Raw genomic sequence first — 17,821 nt, forward strand, 5'->3', positions numbered from 1 at the left:
GCGGCGTCACGCGCCTTGATTGGCCCGCCGTGGCAGACCTTCGCGACGCCAGAAATAGGGTGAACAGGCCCTAGGCCGCGTCGACGTGCGCGGGCAGCGGCACGTCGCGCGTCGGCGAGGCGTGACCTGCCGGCTCAGCCAGGGTGTCTTTCATCGAGCCGTAGGTGCGCGCATAGACCCAGGTGAACTCGGCGCCCAGCAGGAAGATCTGCGCCGAGTAGTACACCCACACCAGCACCACCACCAGCGAGCCGGCCGCGCCGTAGCCCGAGGCCACGCTGCTCTTGCCGATGTACAGGCCGATGAGGTGCTTGCCGACGGTGAACAGCAGCGCCGTCACCGCGGCGCCCACCCACACGTCGCGCCACTGCACCTTGGCGCGCGGCATGATCTTGTAGATCATCGCGAAGATCACCGTGACCATCGCGAAGCTGAAGACGAAGTTCACCACCTGCGCCAGCGTGGCCCAGGCACCGAACATCGGCGACCACCACTTGCCCAGCGCGGCCAGCGCCGCGCTCGCCACCAGCGACACCATCAGCAGGAAGCCGATGCCCATGATCATGCTGAACGACAGCAGCCGCACGCGCAGCATGTTGAAGACACCCTTGTTGCGGGAGCGCGCGGGGGCACGCCAGATGCGGTCGAGCGCGTCCTGCAGCTCGCCGAAGACGGTGGTCGCGCCCACGATCAGCAGCGCGATGCCGACCACCGTGGCCACGATGCCCTCGGTCGGCTTGTTGACCGCCTTCAGCATGCCCTGCACCGCCGCCGCGCCCTGCTCGCCCATGAGTCCCGAGAGCTGCGCAAAAATTTCGCCGCGCGCGGCCTCCTGCCCGAAGACCAGGCCGGCCACCGCGATCACGATCAGCAGCAGCGGCGCGATCGAGAACACCGTGTAGTAGGCCAGCGCCGCGCCCATGCTCGGGGCGTAGTCGTTGGACCAGGAAGCGAAAGCGCGCCGGCAGAGATCGAAGAGTGCGCGAAGTCGAATGAGCATGGCGTCGGGTCCCGGTGAAGCAGTGCGCCTACGATAATCGTTCCACATGCATCCGTCCGCCCCCGCCGCGGCATCGCCGCCCGACCACCCGCAGCCCGCGTCGCCACGCGACCTTTTCGTTTCGTTCACCTGGCTCGCGCTGCAGGGCTTCGGCGGCGTCCTCGCCATCGTCCAGCGCGAGATGGTCGAGAAGAAGAAATGGCTCACGCCCGACCAGTTCCTCGAGGACTGGGCCGTGGCGCAGGTGATGCCGGGGCCGAACGTAATCAACCTCGCGCTGATGATCGGCGACCGCTACTTCGGCCTGCGCGGCGCCGTGGCCGCGGTGGCGGGCATGCTCACCGTGCCGCTGTTCGTGATCCTCGCGCTGGCCGTGCTCTACGCGCACTACGCCGCCAACCCGCAGGTGGCCGCCGCATTGCGCGGCATGGGCGCGGTGTCGGGGGGGCTCATCGCGGCCACGGGCATCAAGCTGATCCCGCAGCTGCGCAAGCATCCGCTGGGCTTTGCGACCTGCCTGGCGTTCGTGGCGCTGGTGTTCGCGGCCATCGCCCTCCTGAAGATTCCGCTGGGGTGGGTGCTGCTGGCGGTGGGCGGCGTGGCCTGCGTGTGGACCTGGAAGAAGATTTCCCCATGACCATCGCGATGCAATGGCACGACTGGCTGGCCCTCTTCGGCCAGTACCTGCTGCTGTCGCTGCTGTCGATCAGCGGCGCGATCACCACGGTGCCCGACATGCACCGCTACCTCGTGGCGCAGCACGGTTGGCTCACCGAGGCGCAGTTCACCTCCTCGGTCGCCATCGCCCAGGCCGCGCCCGGGCCCAACGTGCTGTTCGTCGCGCTGATGGGCTGGAACGTCGGGCTCAACGCGGGCGGCGGCATCGGCGCCGGGCCCATGGCCTGGCTGCTGGGCTTTTTCGGCCTGATGGTCACGATGGTCGGCATCATGCTGCCGAGCACCACCCTCACCTACGTCGCCACGCGCTGGGGCCACCGCAACCGCACGCGCCGCGAGGTGCGCGCCTTCAAGCAGGGCATGGCGCCGGTGGTGGTCGGGCTGCTCATCGCCACCGGCTGGGTGCTGGCCGGCGGCAACCAGTCGACCGGCGTGCCGGCCTGGCACCTGTGGCTGCTCAGCGGCGTGGCCGCGCTCGTGGTCTGGCGCACGCGCATCCACCTGCTGTGGCTGCTGGGCTGCGGCGCGGCGCTGGGCGCGGTAGGCTTCGTTTGAGCCTTTTTCCTTTCTGCATACTTTTTCTTTCAGGAGCCCTCTGCCATGTCGCAACTTCGTCCGCTCGGCCGTTCCAGCCTTCGGGTGTCTCCCCTCGCCTTCGGTGGCAACGTGTTCGGCTGGACCGTCGACGAGGCGGCCTCGTTCAAGCTGCTCGACGCCTGGCTCGACGCCGGCTTCAACTTCGTCGACACCGCTGACGTCTACTCGGCCTGGGTGCCGGGCCATGTGGGCGGCGAGTCGGAAACGATCATCGGCAAGTGGCTCAAGCACAGCGGCAAGCGCAACCGCGTGGTGCTGGCCACCAAGGTCGGCAAGCCGATGGGCGAAGGCAAGGTGGGCCTGTCGCCCAAGTACATCCGCGAAGCCGTCGAGGCGTCGCTCAAGCGCCTGCAGACCGACTACATCGACCTGTACCAGTCGCACGACGACGATGCGAACACGCCGCTCGAAGACACGCTGGGCACCTTCGACGCGCTCATCAAGGAGGGCAAGGTGCGCGCCATCGGCGCCTCGAACTACACGGCGCCGCGGCTGGCCGAGGCGCTCGACGTGTCGGAACGCCTGGGCATTGCGCGCTACGAGAGCCTGCAGCCGCTGTACAACCTGTACGACCGCGCGGTGTTCGAGGACGCCCTGGAGCCGCTGTGCCTCAAGCGCGAAGTGGGCGTGATCAACTTCTACGCGCTGGCGGCGGGCTTTCTCACCGGCAAGTACCGCACCGAGGCCGATGCGGCCAAGAGCGCACGCGGCGCCAACACCACCAAGAAGTACCTGAACCCGCGCGGCCTGCGCATCCTCGATGCGCTGGACAAGGTGGCCCAGCAGTACAACGCCAAGCCCGGCCAGGTCGCCATCGCCTGGCAGATCGCACGGCCCGGCGTGACGGCGCCGATCGCCAGCGCCACCTCGCTGGCGCAACTCGAAGAGCTGGTGGTGGCCACGCAGCTCAAGCTGGACGCGGGCACCATCGACATGCTCGACCGGGCCAGCGCCGAGACACCGGCCTGAGCCTCCGCTAGCCGTCGACCGGGTTCAGTGGCGTCGCCAGGATGCGCTGGTAGAACGCCACGTCGAGCCAGCGGCCGAACTTGAAGCCGGCCTGCCGCACGGTGCCTGAATGCGTGAAGCCCAGGCGCTCGTGCAGCGCGATGCTGCCGGCGTTCGAGGCGTCGATGGCGCCGACCATCACGTGCACCTCGCGCGCGATAGCCTCGGCCACGATCGCCTCCATCAGCGTGCGGCCCAGGCCCTCGCCGCGGTGCGCGGCATCGACGTACACCGAGTGCTCCACCGTGTACTTGTAGGCCGGAAAGGCGCGGAACGTGCCGTAGCTTGCGAAGCCCAGCAGCTTGCCGTTGTCGTCCACCGCGCCGATCACGGGAAAGCCGCCGGCGCGCTTGGCCGCGAACCACGTCACCATGTTCTCGAGTGTGCGCGGCTTGTAGTCGTACAGCGCGGTGGAGTTGACGATGGCCTCGTTGAGGATCGCCAGGATGGCGCCTGAATGGGCTTCTTCGGTGCAGGCGATGAGACGCATGGTGTTCCTCTGTCGTTCAATATAAGAGAATAATAATCTCATATGGGAAACACCTCACCTTCCACCTCCTCGCCGGCGCCGGCCGATGGCCACATCGACGCGCTCATCGCCACGCGGCTGCTGGCGCTGCGGCAAGCGCAGGGGCTCAGCCTCGCGGACCTGGCCGGGTTGTCGGGCGTGAGCAAGGCGATGATCTCCAAGGTCGAGCGCGCGCAAAGCAGCCCCACCGCCGTGCTGCTGGGCAAGCTGGCCGCCGGCCTCGGGGTCTCGCTGGCGCAGCTTCTCACCGAGGACAAGGCGCAGCCGCAACGCCTGCGCAAACGGGCCGCGCAGGAGGTCTGGCGCGACCCCGAGGCAGGCTACGTGCGCCGCCAGGTCGCCGAGCGCGGCGCGGGCAGCGGCGTGGAGCTGGTCGAGGTCGAACTGCCGCGCGCCGCTCAGGTCGGCTATCCGCGATGGAGCGGCACGCCGTACCGGCAGAGCCTGTGGATGCTCGAAGGCGCGCTGCAGGTCGACTACGGCGACGAGCGCTTCGAGCTCGCCCCGGGCGACTGCCTCGACTTCGGCGTCGACCGGCCACTGGTCTTCAAGGCGCTGGGGCCCACCGCCTGCCGCTACCTGCTGGTCGCCGTTCCCGATTGATTGAACGATTGCCTGACCGATGCGGTAGGCAAGCTCCCACACGCAGAGACGACTCAGGCCGGTCCGGGCCACGGGGTGCGTCGGGATACTGCAAGGCATCTCAGCTACCGGAGCCGCACGATGTCCTTTGCGCTTTACATGATCGGCTTTCTGATCTTCCTGGCCGGGGTCGCCTGGGGCGCCTCGGTGGCCGGCGTGCCCACGCTCTACATCGGCATCGGCGCGCTGATCCTGCTGGGCATCGGCGTCTTCAGCGCCGTGGCCCGCACGCGCAGCAAAGACCCGTCCTGAACGAGCCTGATCGCTTCACAGCTCAGTTCACACAGGCTTCACGCCCGGCGCACATGGCGTCGCTAACTTCGCAGGCGCACCACACCCCGTGGTGCGCTTTGCAAGTCAGCCTCCCATGCACGCCTCTTCTTCCTGTCTCTTTTCTCCCCACGCGCCTTCCTCGTCGGCCGCGCCCTGCCCCGCGCCGGCCTTCGTGAGCGACCCGGGAACGGCCTGCACCCAGGTCGACCTGCTCGTCATCGGCGCGAGCTTTGCCGGGCTGGCCTGCGCCCGCGCCGCCGCCAAGGCCGGCCTGCGCGTGATGGTGCTCGAGAAGAAGGCCGCCGCCGGCGCCAAGCTGCACACCACCGGGATCATCGTCAAGGACGCGGTCGACAGCGTGCCGTGGCTGGCCGAAGTGCCGCCCGCGCTGGTGCGCCGCATCGAAGGCGTGCGGCTGTACGCGCCCGACATGCACCACGTCGACCTGCACGCGCCCGGCTACTGGTTCTGGGCCACCGACGCGCCCGCGCTGCTCGACTGGATGGTGGAGTCCACCCGCGCCTGCGGCGTCGAGGTGCGCCTGGGCACGCTGTTCGAGCAGGCGCTGTGGGCGAACGGCCGCTGGGAGGTGCCGGTGGCGCAGGGCCCGTGCATCCGCGCGACCTACCTCGTGGGTGCCGACGGTCCGCATTCGCGCGTCGCCAAGGCGCTGGGCCTGTCGCGCAACACGCGCTTTCTCTACGGTGTGGAGCACGAGTACCAGGGCGCGCGCATGGCGCCCGACCTGCTGCACTGCTTCATCGACCGCCGGCTCGCGCCGGGCTACATCGGCTGGGCGCTCGACGGCGTGGGCGTGAGCCAGATCGGCCTGGCACGCCGCATGGGCCGCCACGACACGGGCGCGCTGCGGCTCGATCCGCTCTTGCGCAAGATCGCCGCCGTGGTGTCGCCCGGCGACGCGCCGCCGGTCGCCGTGCGCGCCGGGATGATTCCCTGCGGTGGCGTGTTGCCGGTGGTGGCACGCGAACGGGCGCTGCTGGTGGGCGATGCGGCGGGCATGGTGTCGCCCGTGACGGCCGGCGGCATCCACACGGCGCTGCAGCACGGCGAGCGCGCCGGCGAGGCCGTGGCGCGCTTCGTGCGCGGCGAGGCGGACGACCCCGCGACGTGGTTCGTGCGCGGCTACCCGCGCTTTCTGATGAAGCGCACGCTGCGCTGGGCCTTCGACCACTTCCAGAGCGACTGGATGTTCAACCGCCTGCTCGGCACGGCGCCGATGCGGCGTGCGGCGGAACTGGTGTACTTCCACCGCAAGGGCAGCGGGCCGGTGGCCCGCTAGCCTGAGGTCAACCGCCGCGCTGGCGCATCGCCTCGTAGAGGCACACGCCGCTGGCCACCGACACGTTCAGGCTCTCGACCGCTCCGGCCATGGGAATGCTCACCAGCTCGTCGCAGGTCTTGCGCGTGAGCTGGCGCATGCCCTCGCCCTCGGCGCCCAGCACCAACGCCAGCGGGCGCTTGAAGTCGCTCTGGTAGATGGTGCCCGGTGCGTCGTCGCTGGTGCCCACGCACCAGATGCTGCGTTCCTTGAGCTCGTTGAGCGTACGCGCCAGGTTGGTCACCATGAAGTACGGCACGGTCTCGGCCGCGCCGCTCGCCACCTTGGCGACGGTGGCGTTGATGCCGGCCGCATGGTCCTTGGGCGCGATCACCGCATGGGCGCCGGCGCCATCGGCCACGCGCAGGCAGGCGCCGAGGTTGTGCGGATCGGTCACGCCATCGAGCACCAGCAGCAACGGCACGGTGCCGGCCTCTTCGAGGCCTTCGAGCAGCTCGTCGAGCGAATGGATCTGCGCGGCGGGCTCGACCCGCGCGACCACGCCCTGGTGGCCGTGGCTGCCGCTGAGCTTGGACAGCCGCAGGCCGTCGGCCTCGACCAGCCGGACGCCGGCTTCTTGCGCACGCGCAATGAACTGTTTCATGCGCGCATCGCGCCGGCTGGCGTCGAACATCACTTCGAGCACCGATTTCGGCGCGGTCTTGATGCGCACGCCCACGGCATGGAAGCCGAAGATCACTTTGGGAGAAGACATCCCCTGATTATCGAGGGCGCGGCGCCCTCGCCCTCAGGCCAGCGGCAAACCGCTGTTCGCGCGGGTGCGGTCGTCGTGCAGTTCCTGCACCACCAGGGCGTTCATGTGCACCTTCAGCGTGTTGCCCACGCTGCCCAGGTACTGGCAGGCGGCATACCCCTCGGCCGCCTTTTCGTAGCGCGCCACCCAGGCGTCGCGCGCGGGCAGCCGGTCGGGCGACACGGGCCAGACGCCCGGGCGCGGCCGCAGGTGTTCGGCGATGCCCACGCGCCAGGGCTTGGCGCTCAGGCGGGCGCGAAAGCAGTTCTGGTTGCGGCACATGCGCGCGTAGACCTTGTCGGCGCCCAGCGTCTGGAACACGTCGGTCACGGCGGCGTCGGACGGCGCGAAGACATCGTGCATGGCCAGCACGCGCAGCCCGGCCGGCGTGCGGTACAGCCGCAGGTGCCAGTCGGGATGCTGGTGGATGAAGCGCTCGACACGCGCCCGTGCGCCCTCCAGCGGATCGCTCTTGTCCTCGGTGAGGCGCAGCCCCTCGTAGCGGGCGCGCCAGAAGCCGAAGGCTGCCACCAGCATGAAGGCAGCCACGCCCGCCATCGCCGAACGCGTGCCGTAACCCGCAACCAGCGCCCCAATGAACGCCATGCCGATTACCGTCAATCCGCGCGTACTGTCGCGCAAATCCTGGACCTCGAAGTCAACGTCGACGAACAGCACGTCGGGCGTGTTGAGGCAGCGTGCGCCGTAGCCGTTGCGGGTGACGACGCTGTCGCCCTGGCGTTCGACGATCTCCTCGCGGATCGGCACGCCCTCGGCGCCGTTGTAGGCCAGCTTGCGTTCGCGGCGCTCCAGCTTTTCGCCGTCGACCACGATGCGGTCATAGGCCTCGCGCGTGCGCTGGTCGGCATGGGCCTGCGCAGCCAGCGGGCTGTCGTCGGACCAGCCGAAACGGCGCACCGTGACCTGCCGGCCGGCCACCCGCTCCTGGATGCGGCCTTCGGCCCAGAACTGGGGAACGATCACGGCCTCAGGCGCCCTTGAAATACGACCACGCCGCAGCCGCGATCAGCAGCACGACGATCACCGGCAGCCACTTGAAGCCGCCGCCCGTCACCCGGCCCGGTTCGGCCATCGGGTTCACCGCCGCGCTCGACGGCAGGTGGCCGAAGTCGCCGGCGGCCGGGTTCTGGTGCGCCTCGACCAGTTGCTTGGCCTCGGCCAGGCCCAGGCCGGTGGCCTCGCGCGTGAGGCGCACGGCCTCGACCTTCTGGCCCCGCGCCAGGGCTGCGAGCGCGGCGGCCGGCACGGCGGCGGGGCCGTTGCCCTGCATCCCGCTGCCGGTCTCGGCCGCAGCCTCGCCCCGGCCCCAGTCGCCTTCTTGCCAGTCGGCCGGCGCGCCAGTGGCGACCGCGCCGCTGTTGGCATAGCGCTCGACGGCCTCCTTGGACGACTTGAGGTCCATGCCGGTGCGCTCGCGCACGATCTTGATGGCCTCGATCAGGTTGCCGCGCTCCAGGGCGGCGATGGCCTCGGGGGGAAGCTGGGTCATGAACTCTCCTCTGTGTTCGGGGAGCGCCGCGGGAGCCGGGCGCTGTCTTTTTTGCTGGCTCAGGCGGCCTGAGCGACGGTCGATTCGGGTGTTTTTTCGTTGAGCGCCACGCGCCCGGCTTCGATGGTGATGCGCCGTTCGCACTGCGAGGCGATGCTGCGGTCGTGCGTGACCAGCACCAGCGTGGTTCCCAGCTCGCGGTTCAGGTCGAACATGAGTTTCATGACCTGCTCACCGGTCGCGAAGTCGAGGCTGCCGGTGGGCTCGTCGGCCAGCAGCAGGGCCGGCTGCACCACGAAGGCCCGCGCCAGCGCCACGCGCTGCTGCTCACCGCCCGACAGCACCTTGGGGTAGTGGCCCAGGCGCTGGCCCAGCCCGACGCGGCCCAGCATCTCGGTGGCGGCCTTGCGCGCGTCCTTGCGGTTGGCCAGCTCCAGCGGCAGCATGACGTTCTCGAGCGCGCTCAGGTTGCCCAGGAGCTGGAAGCTCTGGAACACGAAGCCCACGCGCTGGGCGCGCAGCGCGGCGCGCTCGTCCTCGTCGATGGCGAAGATGTCGTCGCCCGCCAGCTTCACGGTGCCGCGCGTGGGCGTGTCCAGCCCGGCAATGATCGACAGCAAGGTGCTCTTGCCGGAGCCCGAGGCGCCGACGATGGCGGCGGTTTCCCGCGCGCCCAGGGTGAAATGGATGTCCTGCAGAATGTCCAGCGTGCCGGCCGAGTCGGTGACGGACTTGAAGACATGCTCGACGGCGACAATGGCATCAGACGGGGGTTGGGACATGAAAGGCTTTTCGTTTTGAATCGACGTGACTTTATCTTGACCACCGCCGCGCTCGGCAGCGCGGGGGCATGGACGGCTGCAGCGGCCCAGGCCCAAGCAGCCCCGGCCGGCAAGCCGGTGATCCTGGTGCTCGGTGATTCGCTGAGCGCAGAGTACGGCCTCAAGCGCGGCGAAGGCTGGGTACCCTTGCTGGAAAAAAGGCTTGCGCAGCAGAAGATCGCAGCCTCGGTGGTCAACGCCAGCATCAGCGGCGACACCAGCTCCGGCGGTCGCGCCCGCTTCCCCGCCCTGCTGGCGCAGCACAAGCCCAGCCACGTGGTGCTGGAGCTGGGCGCCAACGACGCGCTGCGCGGCCTGCCGCTGTCCAACACCGAAGACAACCTGCTGCAGATCACCAAGGCCGCGCAGGCCGCGGGCGCGCGGGTGCTGATCGTCGGCATCCAGGTGCCGCCGAACTACGGCGGCGACTACACGCGGCGCTTCGAGGCCGTGTTCGCGAAGGTGGCGGGCGCGACGAAGTCGGCGCTGGTGCCCTTCCTGCTCAAGGGCGTGGCCGATGCGCCCGACGCCATGACGCTGTTCCAGTCCGACCGCATCCATCCAACCGCCGCGGCGCAGCCGCAGATCCTGGACAACGTCTGGCCGGAGCTGCGCAAGCAGCTGCCTAGGTAACTTCTTCTCCTTACGCGCCCCAAAGAAAAAGCCGCCGCAGGCCTGCGCCTGCAGCGGCTTTTCTGTTTTCAGGGGTGCCAGGAACGAGGGATCACCCGTTCTTGGTCGGCAACTCGGGCGCCGTGGGGGGATCGCGTTCGAGCGATGCCACGTCGGTCTCCGGGTCTCCGGGGGCCAGCCCGTCGCTGCTCGGATTGAGCTTGCGGTTCGCCTTCTCCCGGAGCTTTTCTTCCTTCTTTTTCTTCTTGGCCAGCTCTTTCTGGCGCTTCTCGTAGCCGTAATTGGGTGTTGCCACTGCTTCTCCTTCAGGCGAGGCAGTCAGGGTGACTGCGCTTCAGCCTACTGTAAGCGATAACGGTGCAGTCTCAAGACGCGGCGCCGGCGGCCGTTTCGAACTCGAACACACCTTGCAAACCCGGGTAACGCTGGTGCATGAACCAGCCCATGGCCCCCGCGCCGGCCACCAGGGCCAGGACCGACGCGGCCACCATCCATCCGATGTGTTCGCCCATCGGCCAGAGAACGATCACGGCCAGCACCGGCAACAGCCCGGCGAGCGATGACAGCCACATCCAGCGCCTCGGGGCGGGCATGGGCGCCCAGGTTTGCGGGTCGATGCCGGCATCGATGAACACCTCGGCGTCGAAGCGCAGGCGTGGCCTCGGCTGGGTGGCCAGGTGCAGCAACAGCGCACGCAGCAGCACGGCCCGGTTGCGAAAGCGAAGGACACGGCCGGTGTCGACGGTCAGCGCCAGGGGCAGCCGGATCTCCGTGGGTTCGCCACCCCGCGCCACCTGCTGGAACACCAGCCGCTTGACGATGGCTTGGCTCGATACGAACTCGGTCTTCACGTCATGGAAACCCACGTGCGCACGGCACACCTCGCGCCAGTGCACCGCCTGCGGCGATGCCGGATCGCCCCAGCACATGCCGTCCGCGTCGATCCGCAGCATCCCCTCGCCCACGCGCGGAAACTGGCGCAGCAAATACCAGATGCCGCCGCCCAGCACCCCGAAGAGCAACAGTCCGAGCAGCAGGAGGATCGCTTCGTTGCCGCGCGCGTTGGACCAGTCCTCCTCGAGCATCACGGCAGCGACGAGCCCTGCCGCGATCAACGCGAAAAACGCCACGAAGCCACCGATGAAGAGCCGCGTACCGCGCAGGTCGGGCACGCCTTCCAGCGGGCCGGACTGCGCGAGCGCCTCCAGCACCTGCGCGGGCACGCCCAGCACCCGCGACGCGACGGCCCGTGACGCGGGCGCCGCCGCATCGCGCGCAGCCGGCGGCGCGACGCGCTGGCTCTTGCGGTGTTTCCTGCCCACTGCGCGCAACAGCGCCTACATCTGCAGCAGCGCCTGCTGCAGGTCGGCACGCAGGTCGTCCACATCCTCCAGGCCGACCGAGAAACGCACCAGCGTGCCCTTGTAGGGCCAGCGGGCCACGCTGGCGTCGCGCATCAGGCCGATGTCGTAGGGCACGACGAGGCTGATCGGGCCTCCCCACGAATAGCCGAGGCGGAAGAGCTTCAGGCTGTCGCAGAAGCGATCGACCTGCTCGGTGCTGAAGCGCTCGTCGAACACCACCGAGAACAGGCCCGCGGCCAGGTCGGTGGCACCGCACAGCGCGCGCCAGTTGGCGTGGCCCGGCGAATCCTCGAGCGCGGGGTGCAGCACCTGCGCAATCTCTTCGCAGCCGTTGAGCCAGCCGGCCAGCTCGCGCGCGGCGCGGTCATGTGCGCCATAGCGCAGCGCCATGCTCGGCAGCGAACGCAGCAGCGTTTCGACGTCGCCCACGCCGATGCCGAAACCCGTGCGCATGTGGGTGAGCTTGAGCGCGCGGTGCAAGCGCTCGTCGCGCGTAACGACGCTGCCCATGAGCACGTCGCCACCGCCGCTCGGGTACTTGGTGAGCGCGTGCACCGACACGTCTACGCCTTGCCCCGTGCCGTTGAAATCGAAAGGCGCGAAGGCCAGGCCGGCGCCCCAGGTGTTGTCCAGCGCCGTCATCACGCCGCGCTCGCGGCAGATTTCGGCCAACGCCGGCAGGTTGGGGAATTCCATCGTCACCGAGCCGGCCGCTTCGAGCCACACCAGCCGCGTGCGGTGCGAGAGTTTGGCTTCGAGGTCGGACGGATTCATCGCGTCGTACAGGCGGTGCGTGATGCCGAAGTTGGCGAGCTCGCCCGTGGCCAGCGCCTTGGTGGGGCCGTAGGCGTTGTCGGGAATCAGCACTTCATCGCCGGTCTTGAGGAACGCGAAGGAGACCAGCGAGATCGCGGCCAGCCCGCTCGGCACGAGCAGGCATTCGGTGCCGCCTTCGAGCGTCGCCAGGCGCTCCTCGAGCGTGAAGGTGGTGGGCGTGCCGTGCAGGCCGTAGGTGTAGCCGGCCTTGGTCTTCCAGTCGCGCGCGCGCATGGCGGCGACGTCGGCGAAGAACACGGTCGAGGCCTTGAACACGCCGGGCTGCGGCGCAGCGAAGGTGGCCGGCGGCGTGTAGGGATGGTGGATCAGGGTCGTGGAAGGCTTGCTCATGTGCCGATGCTAGCGCCCCGCGAGGAACCCTCGACGGCCGTGACATTCTCCGTTCGATGTCGACGGCCTTGGCCGGATCGCACGCGCATTGCGGATAGAGTTGCCCCTCCGAAAATAAAGGGAGGATTTTCTCGATGCGTCATCTGCTCATCACCATCACGGCCGCTGCGGCCCTGTCCGCCTGCGGCGGCATGAAGAACCTGGATTCCAACGCGCTCGCGGGCGCCGGCGGCAGCGCCTTCAAGGCCATGTCGCTCACCGACGGCGACGTGCAGGCCCTGGCCAATCAGTCCTGCGCCGAGCTCGACAAGAGTTCCAAGGTCGCGGGCCCCGCCGATGCCTACAGCAAGCGCCTGGAGCGCGTGCGCCAGGGCCTGCCCACCACCATCGGTGGCCAGCCCGCCAGCTACAAGGTCTACCTCACGAAGGACGTGAACGCCTGGGCCATGGGCAACGGCTGCATCCGCGTCTACAGCGGCCTCATGGACCTCATGAACGACGACGAGCTGCGCGGCATCATCGGCCACGAGATCGGCCACGTCGCCCTGGGCCACAGCAAGAAGGCCATGCAGACCGCCTACGCCGTGTCGGCCGCGCGCGGCCTGGCCGGCGCCACCGGCAATGCGGCGATCACGCAGCTGTCGTCCTCGCAGATCGGCGACTTCGCCGAGAAGCTGGTCAATGCGCAGTTCTCGCAGTCGCAGGAAACCGACTCGGACAACTACGCCTTCGACCTGCTGACCACGCAGAAGCTCAAGCGCGAAGGCCTCGTCACCGCGTTCCAGAAGCTGGCCAAGCTCGACGGCGGCAAGAGCTCGATGCTCAGCTCGCACCCCGCTTCCGGCGACCGCGCGGCCAACATCCAGAAGCGCCTCGCAACGAGCAAGTAAGCAGCCTGGGCCGGGGCGGCTCCTCGGCGCACAATGCGCCGATGCTCACCCGCCCGCCCTTGCCGGGGCCCGTCGCGCCATGCAGCTGACGCGGCCCCCGTCCCCTCATTTGCGGCCCTTCCTGCGGCTGCTGTGGGCCTCGGCGCCCGAGGGCACACCCGAATCACGCACCGGCGCCCGCGAGCACGTGCTGCCCACGGGCGGCATGCACCTGGTGTTCCGGCTTTCGGGGCCGCCGCTGCGGCTCTTCGACGACACGCGCGACCTGCGCGGCCACACGGTCGGCCATGCCATCGTCGGCGGTGCGCGCGCCGCGTTCTACCTGCGCGATGTGTCGGTGGCCACACGCTCGGTCGGCGCGCAATTGCACCCCGGTGCCGCCCGGCTACTGCTCGGCGCACCTGAAGACGCTCTGAGTGGTCGCCACACGCCGCTCGACGCGCTGTGGGGCGAAGGCCAGACCGCCGACGCGCTCGAACAGCTGCATGCATCGTCCGACGACCCGGCCCGGCAGCTGGACATATTCGAGGCCTTGCTGACCCGGCGTCTGGCCGCCGCCACCCTGCCCCGCACCAGTCCGCGCGGCCTGCACCCGGCCGTGGCCGCCTCGCTGGGGCAGATGACGCGCGACACGTCCGCGTCGATCGCCACGCTGGTGGCGCGCAGCGGCTACAGCCACCGGCGCTTCATCGCGCTGTTTCGCGCGGCGGTCGGGCTCGCGCCCAAGGAATACGCCCGCGTGATGCGCTTCGATCGCGTGCTGGCGCTGGCCGCCGACGATCCCGCGCGCGCCTGGGCCGACATCGCGCTCGCCGCGGGCTACAGCGACCAGGCGCACCTGAGCCGCGAGTTCTCGGCGCTGGCCGGCCTGTCGCCGCAGGCCTGGCGGCAGACGGGTGCGACGTCGCCGCGTCATGTGCCGGCTGTCAGTGCGGCAGGTCAAATTCCTTCAAGACGCTAGCGCCGGGGCTGCGCAGAATCGGCGCCACGGTCCTCGTTTCAACACGCTATTCCAGAAAGAAAGGCAGGTCCCGCCATGGCCATCCACGAGCTGTTTCCGTACCTCTGCGTCGACAACGCCGCCGCCGCCGTCGACTTCTATTGCCACGTGTTCGAGGTGAAGGAAATCTTTCGGCTGACCGAGCCCAGCGGCCGCATCGGGCACGTCGAGCTGGACTTTCACAACGGCGCGATCCTGATGATCTCGGACGAGTTCGCCGAGTTCAACATCCGCTCGCCCAAGGCGCTCGGCGGCAGCGCCGTGACGCTGCACCTGCACGTGGACGACGCCGATGCGCTGGTCGCGCGCGCGGTCGCCGCGGGGGCCACGCTGGACATGGCACCGCAGGATCAGTTCTATGGGGAGCGTTCCGGCGTCTTCCGCGACCCCTTCGGTCACCGGTGGAACGTGGGTCACAGCATCGAGAAGGTGACGCCGGAGGAAATGCAGCGGCGCTACACCGCGATGTTCGACACCCCCGGCGGCGGCAGCTGAGCGCGCCGGCCGGCGGTGCCAGGGCCGGTCGTCAGACCGACCACTTCTCGATCAGCTTCTCGGCGCCGAGCGAGTCGTAGCCCTCGAAGGGCTGGTGGATCCACGGGTTGGTGGCCAGGAACTCGACCGAGTAGTCGGGCGTGAAGGTCGACAGCGCCTTGGTCCAGATGACCGCGCTGCGCAGCTCGGTGATCGGCTTGTAGTTGTTGCGCAGCATGTCCATCACGGCGTGCAGCGTGTGGCCCGAATCGGCCAGGTCGTCCACCAGCAGCACCTTGCCGGCGATCTCGCCCTTGGGGGTCGTGATGTAGCGGGCGATGTCGAGATGGCCCTGGATCGTGCCGGCGTCGGCGCGGTAGGAGCTGGTCGACATGATCGCCAGCGGCTTGTCGAAGATGCGCGAGAGCACATCGCCCGGGCGCATGCCGCCACGCGCCAGGCACAGGATGGTGTCGAACTCCCAGCCCGACTGGTGCACCTTGATCGCGAGCTTCTCGATCAGGTTGTGGTACTCGTCGTAGCTGACGTAGAGATGTTTGCCGTCTTCGGTCAACATGGTCTGGTTCGTTCCTGTTCAGTCTGCGAGGTAGGGGTGGCGCATCATGATCGTGTGGTCGCGATCAGGGCTCGTGGACACCATGTGGATCGGCACGCCGGTGACCTGCTCGATGCGCTGCAGGTACAGCCGCGCATTGACCGGCAGCTTGTCGTACTGCGTGACGCCCACGGTGCTTTCGGTCCAGCCTTCGAGCGTTTCGTAGATCGGCGTGCAGCGCTCGATCTCGTCCGCGCCCATCGGCAGGATGTCGGTGGTTTCGCCGTCGAGTTCGTAGCCGGTGCACAGCTCGAGCTTCTCGAGGCCGTCGAGCACGTCCAGCTTGGTGATGCACAGGCCCGACAGGCCGTTGACCTGCGCCGAGCGCTTGAGCAGCGCGGCATCGAACCAGCCGCAACGGCGGCTGCGGCCGGTGGTCACGCCCTTTTCGGCGCCCACGGTGCTCATGTGGTAGCCGGGGGTGCCCGGCGTGGCCCAGTCGAGCTCGGTGGGGAACGGACCGCCGCCCACGCGGGTGCAGTAGGCCTTGGTGATGCCCAGCACGTAGTGCAGCATGCCCGGGCCCACGCCCGAACCGGCGGCGGCGTTGCCGGCCACGCAGTTGCTCGAGGTGACGTACGGGTAGGTGCCGTGGTCGACGTCGAGCAGCGTGCCTTGCGCGCCTTCGAACAGCAGGTTGGCGCCGGCCTTGTGGGCGTCGTTCAGCTCGCGCGACACGTCGGCCATCATGGGCTTGAGCAGCGCGGCGTGGCGCATGGCCTCGTCGAACACGGTGTCGTAGTCGATGGCGGGCGCGCCCAGCACCTGGGTCAGCACGTGGTTGTGCAGCTCGAGCAGCACGCGCAGCTTGGCCGCGAAGCGCTCGGGGTGCTTCAGGTCCTGCACGCGCAGCGCGCGGCGGGCGATCTTGTCTTCGTAGGCCGGGCCGATGCCGCGGCCGGTGGTGCCGATCTTCTCGATGCCGCCCTTTTCACGGTAGGCCTCGCGCGCAATGTCCAGCGCGGCGTGGAACGGCAGGATCAGCGGGCAGGCCTCGCTGATGCGCAGGCGCGAACGCACTTCGACGCCGGCTTTCTCCAGGCCTTCGATTTCCTCGAACAGCTTGGCCGCCGACAGCACCACGCCGTTGCCGATGTAGCACTTGACGCCGGGCCGCATGATGCCGCTCGGGATCAGGTGCAGCGCGGTCTTCACGCCGTTGATGACCAGCGTGTGGCCCGCGTTGTGGCCGCCCTGGAAACGGACCACGCCCTGGGCGCTTTCCGTCAGCCAGTCAACCAGCTTGCCCTTGCCTTCGTCGCCCCACTGGGTCCCGACGACGACCACGTTTCTTCCGGTGGTTACGCTCATGCTCGTTCCATTGCTTAAAAATTCAGATCGCTCGGACACTCCATTGGCCGGCCTGCTCGACGAGCTCGCGGTCGCAATGGAATTCATCGATTTCGCTGCCATGTCCGGGCAGCACGCAGACAACCGTTTCGCCGGCCTTGCGCAGTTGGGCGATGGCCTCGCGCAGGCCGGCCGCGTCGCTCCAGGGCGCACGGATGGCGGCGCGCAGCGGACGCGCCGGCAGCACGCCGACGAGTTCGCGCACATCGAGGCTGAAGCCGACGGCCGGACGGTTGCGGCCGAACACGGCGCCCACTTCGTCGTAGCGGCCGCCGCGCACCAGCGAGTCGGCCGCGCCCGGCACGTAGATGCCGAAACGCATGCCGCTGTAGTAGGCGTAGCCGCGCAGGTCGGCCAAGTCGAAACTGATCTGGCGCCCTGCCGTGCCGTTCAGGCCGGCGGCCAATTGCTTCAGGTCGGCCAGCGCCGCGGCCACGGTGGGCGTGCCCTTCAGGGCCTTGGCGGCCTCGTCGAGCACGGCCACATCGCCGTACAGGCCCACGAGGGCCCGCAGGCCGTCGCGTGATGCGGCGGGGAAATCCTTGGTGAGCGCCTGCAGCTCGCTCGCGTCCTTGGCGGCCAGCGCGGCGTGCACGCGGGCGATCGCGGCGGCATCGACCGGCACGCCGGCGAACAGCGCGCGCACGATGCGGGCGTCGGCCAGGTCGACGATCACGCCGTCGCGCAGGCCGGCGGCGTCGAGGCAGTCGAGCGCCAGCAGCAGGGTTTCGGTGTCGGCTTCGAGGCCGGCGTGGCCGTAGATCTCGGCGCCGAACTGCAGCGGCTCGCGGGTGGCGTGCGGGCGGTCGGGCCGGGTGTGGACCACCGGACCGCAGTAGCACAGGCGCGCCACGCCGTCGCGGTTCAGCAGGTGGGCATCGATGCGCGCCACCTGGGGGGTGGTGTCGGCACGCAGGCCCATGCTGCGACCGGAGAGCTGGTCGACAAGCTTGAAGGTTTGGAGGTCGAGCGCCTCGCCGGTGCCCGAAAGCAGCGACTCCAGGTGCTCGAGCAGCGGCGGCATCACCAGCTCGTAGCCATAGCCACGGGCGGTATCGAGCAGCTGGCGTCGAAGTTCTTCGATGTGGCGCGCCTCGGAGGGCAGCACATCGGCAATGTGATCCGGGAGGACCCAGGCGGACATGGGGATCGGGGGCGTGGTTAAACCGGGATTCT

At 69.0% G+C, this 17,821-nt stretch carries 22 protein-coding genes; 10 read left to right on the plus strand and 12 right to left on the minus strand.

The features are described from left to right. Nucleotides 1-70: 70 nt before the first annotated feature. A complete protein-coding gene (locus AC3WQR_RS22555) occupies nt 71-1,000 on the minus strand; it encodes a YihY/virulence factor BrkB family protein (RefSeq protein ID WP_492743793.1) in 930 nt (309 codons plus the stop codon). A 46-nt stretch (nt 1,001-1,046) separates the two neighbouring features. Between AC3WQR_RS22555 and AC3WQR_RS22560 the strand changes: the two genes are divergently transcribed. From AC3WQR_RS22560 to AC3WQR_RS22570, 3 genes are read left to right on the plus strand one after another with little or no spacing between them, the layout of a single operon-like run. Next, complete coding sequence (locus AC3WQR_RS22560; RefSeq protein WP_070060987.1) at nt 1,047-1,637, plus strand: chromate transporter; 591 nt, start codon at nt 1,047-1,049, stop codon at nt 1,635-1,637. After that, nucleotides 1,634-2,233: a chromate transporter gene (locus tag AC3WQR_RS22565; protein WP_307693104.1), complete on the plus strand. Its 600-nt coding sequence runs from the start codon at nt 1,634-1,636 to the stop codon at nt 2,231-2,233. Before AC3WQR_RS22560 ends, AC3WQR_RS22565 begins: the two co-directional genes overlap by 4 nt. A gap of 45 nt (nt 2,234-2,278) precedes the next feature. Next, the gene (locus AC3WQR_RS22570; RefSeq protein ID WP_095745635.1) at nt 2,279-3,244 is read left to right on the plus strand and encodes an aldo/keto reductase; all 966 of its coding nucleotides are present in this window, start codon (nt 2,279-2,281) and stop codon (nt 3,242-3,244) included. A 7-nt stretch (nt 3,245-3,251) separates the two neighbouring features. Here the strand turns inward: AC3WQR_RS22570 and AC3WQR_RS22575 are convergent, their stop codons facing one another. Further along, nucleotides 3,252-3,773, minus strand: a complete 522-nt coding sequence (locus AC3WQR_RS22575) for a GNAT family N-acetyltransferase (protein ID WP_492743795.1) — start codon at nt 3,771-3,773, stop codon at nt 3,252-3,254. Nucleotides 3,774-3,815: 42 nt separating this feature from the next. Here AC3WQR_RS22575 and AC3WQR_RS22580 point away from each other — a divergent pair, with 42 nt between their 5' ends. From AC3WQR_RS22580 to AC3WQR_RS22590, 3 genes are all read left to right on the plus strand, one after another. Further along, complete coding sequence (locus AC3WQR_RS22580; protein WP_159271549.1) at nt 3,816-4,415, plus strand: helix-turn-helix domain-containing protein; 600 nt, start codon at nt 3,816-3,818, stop codon at nt 4,413-4,415. Between the two features lie 120 nt (nt 4,416-4,535). Next, the gene (locus tag AC3WQR_RS22585) at nt 4,536-4,706 is read left to right on the plus strand and encodes a hypothetical protein (RefSeq protein ID WP_167395039.1); all 171 of its coding nucleotides are present in this window, start codon (nt 4,536-4,538) and stop codon (nt 4,704-4,706) included. A 115-nt stretch (nt 4,707-4,821) separates the two neighbouring features. Next, nucleotides 4,822-6,027 (plus strand): NAD(P)/FAD-dependent oxidoreductase, encoded by a 1,206-nt coding sequence (locus tag AC3WQR_RS22590; RefSeq protein ID WP_492743800.1) that lies wholly within the window; start codon nt 4,822-4,824, stop codon nt 6,025-6,027. A 7-nt stretch (nt 6,028-6,034) separates the two neighbouring features. Here AC3WQR_RS22590 and rlmB read toward each other — a convergent pair whose 3' ends face one another. The 4 genes from rlmB to AC3WQR_RS22610 are packed head-to-tail and all read right to left on the minus strand — an operon-like array spanning nt 6,035 to nt 9,112. Further along, complete coding sequence (gene rlmB / locus AC3WQR_RS22595) at nt 6,035-6,781, minus strand: 23S rRNA (guanosine(2251)-2'-O)-methyltransferase RlmB (protein ID WP_139704529.1); 747 nt, start codon at nt 6,779-6,781, stop codon at nt 6,035-6,037. Between the two features lie 33 nt (nt 6,782-6,814). Then, a complete protein-coding gene (locus tag AC3WQR_RS22600; protein WP_492743802.1) occupies nt 6,815-7,804 on the minus strand; it encodes a hypothetical protein in 990 nt (329 codons plus the stop codon). A 4-nt stretch (nt 7,805-7,808) separates the two neighbouring features. Then, complete coding sequence (locus AC3WQR_RS22605; protein ID WP_492743804.1) at nt 7,809-8,330, minus strand: ribosomal protein L7/L12; 522 nt, start codon at nt 8,328-8,330, stop codon at nt 7,809-7,811. A gap of 59 nt (nt 8,331-8,389) precedes the next feature. After that, complete coding sequence (locus AC3WQR_RS22610; RefSeq protein ID WP_062480734.1) at nt 8,390-9,112, minus strand: ABC transporter ATP-binding protein; 723 nt, start codon at nt 9,110-9,112, stop codon at nt 8,390-8,392. Between the two features lie 36 nt (nt 9,113-9,148). Here AC3WQR_RS22610 and AC3WQR_RS22615 point away from each other — a divergent pair, with 36 nt between their 5' ends. Further along, nucleotides 9,149-9,784 carry an arylesterase gene (locus AC3WQR_RS22615; RefSeq protein ID WP_492743806.1) on the plus strand — a complete coding sequence of 212 codons (636 nt, stop codon included), beginning with the start codon at nt 9,149-9,151 and terminating at the stop codon, nt 9,782-9,784. Between the two features lie 91 nt (nt 9,785-9,875). Here AC3WQR_RS22615 and AC3WQR_RS22620 read toward each other — a convergent pair whose 3' ends face one another. The 3 genes from AC3WQR_RS22620 to AC3WQR_RS22630 form a co-directional block, all read right to left on the minus strand. Further along, complete coding sequence (locus AC3WQR_RS22620) at nt 9,876-10,079, minus strand: hypothetical protein (protein ID WP_062480739.1); 204 nt, start codon at nt 10,077-10,079, stop codon at nt 9,876-9,878. Nucleotides 10,080-10,149: 70 nt separating this feature from the next. Further along, complete coding sequence (locus tag AC3WQR_RS22625; protein ID WP_492743808.1) at nt 10,150-11,115, minus strand: hypothetical protein; 966 nt, start codon at nt 11,113-11,115, stop codon at nt 10,150-10,152. 6 nt (nt 11,116-11,121) lie between these two features. Then, entirely contained in the window at nt 11,122-12,315 is a 1,194-nt protein-coding gene (locus AC3WQR_RS22630; RefSeq protein WP_492743810.1) for a PLP-dependent transferase, read from the minus strand. A 134-nt stretch (nt 12,316-12,449) separates the two neighbouring features. Here AC3WQR_RS22630 and AC3WQR_RS22635 point away from each other — a divergent pair, with 134 nt between their 5' ends. The 3 genes from AC3WQR_RS22635 to AC3WQR_RS22645 all read left to right on the plus strand — a co-directional run bounded on the left by AC3WQR_RS22635 (nt 12,450) and on the right by AC3WQR_RS22645 (nt 14,700). Further along, a complete protein-coding gene (locus tag AC3WQR_RS22635) occupies nt 12,450-13,205 on the plus strand; it encodes a M48 family metallopeptidase (protein WP_062480745.1) in 756 nt (251 codons plus the stop codon). Nucleotides 13,206-13,284: 79 nt separating this feature from the next. Continuing rightward, complete coding sequence (locus tag AC3WQR_RS22640) at nt 13,285-14,166, plus strand: helix-turn-helix domain-containing protein (RefSeq protein ID WP_492743812.1); 882 nt, start codon at nt 13,285-13,287, stop codon at nt 14,164-14,166. A gap of 75 nt (nt 14,167-14,241) precedes the next feature. Next, complete coding sequence (locus tag AC3WQR_RS22645; protein ID WP_492743814.1) at nt 14,242-14,700, plus strand: VOC family protein; 459 nt, start codon at nt 14,242-14,244, stop codon at nt 14,698-14,700. Between the two features lie 31 nt (nt 14,701-14,731). Here AC3WQR_RS22645 and AC3WQR_RS22650 read toward each other — a convergent pair whose 3' ends face one another. From AC3WQR_RS22650 to AC3WQR_RS22660, 3 genes are read right to left on the minus strand one after another with little or no spacing between them, the layout of a single operon-like run. After that, entirely contained in the window at nt 14,732-15,256 is a 525-nt protein-coding gene (locus tag AC3WQR_RS22650) for a phosphoribosyltransferase (protein WP_095745645.1), read from the minus strand. A gap of 18 nt (nt 15,257-15,274) precedes the next feature. Continuing rightward, a complete protein-coding gene (locus AC3WQR_RS22655; RefSeq protein WP_062480752.1) occupies nt 15,275-16,606 on the minus strand; it encodes an adenylosuccinate synthase in 1,332 nt (443 codons plus the stop codon). Between the two features lie 22 nt (nt 16,607-16,628). Further along, entirely contained in the window at nt 16,629-17,789 is a 1,161-nt protein-coding gene (locus tag AC3WQR_RS22660; protein ID WP_070061002.1) for an ATP phosphoribosyltransferase regulatory subunit, read from the minus strand. Nucleotides 17,790-17,821: the final 32 nt, after the last annotated feature.

The sequence above is a fragment of the Variovorax sp. FW305-3-2-15-B-LB1 genome, assembly GCF_058787635.1.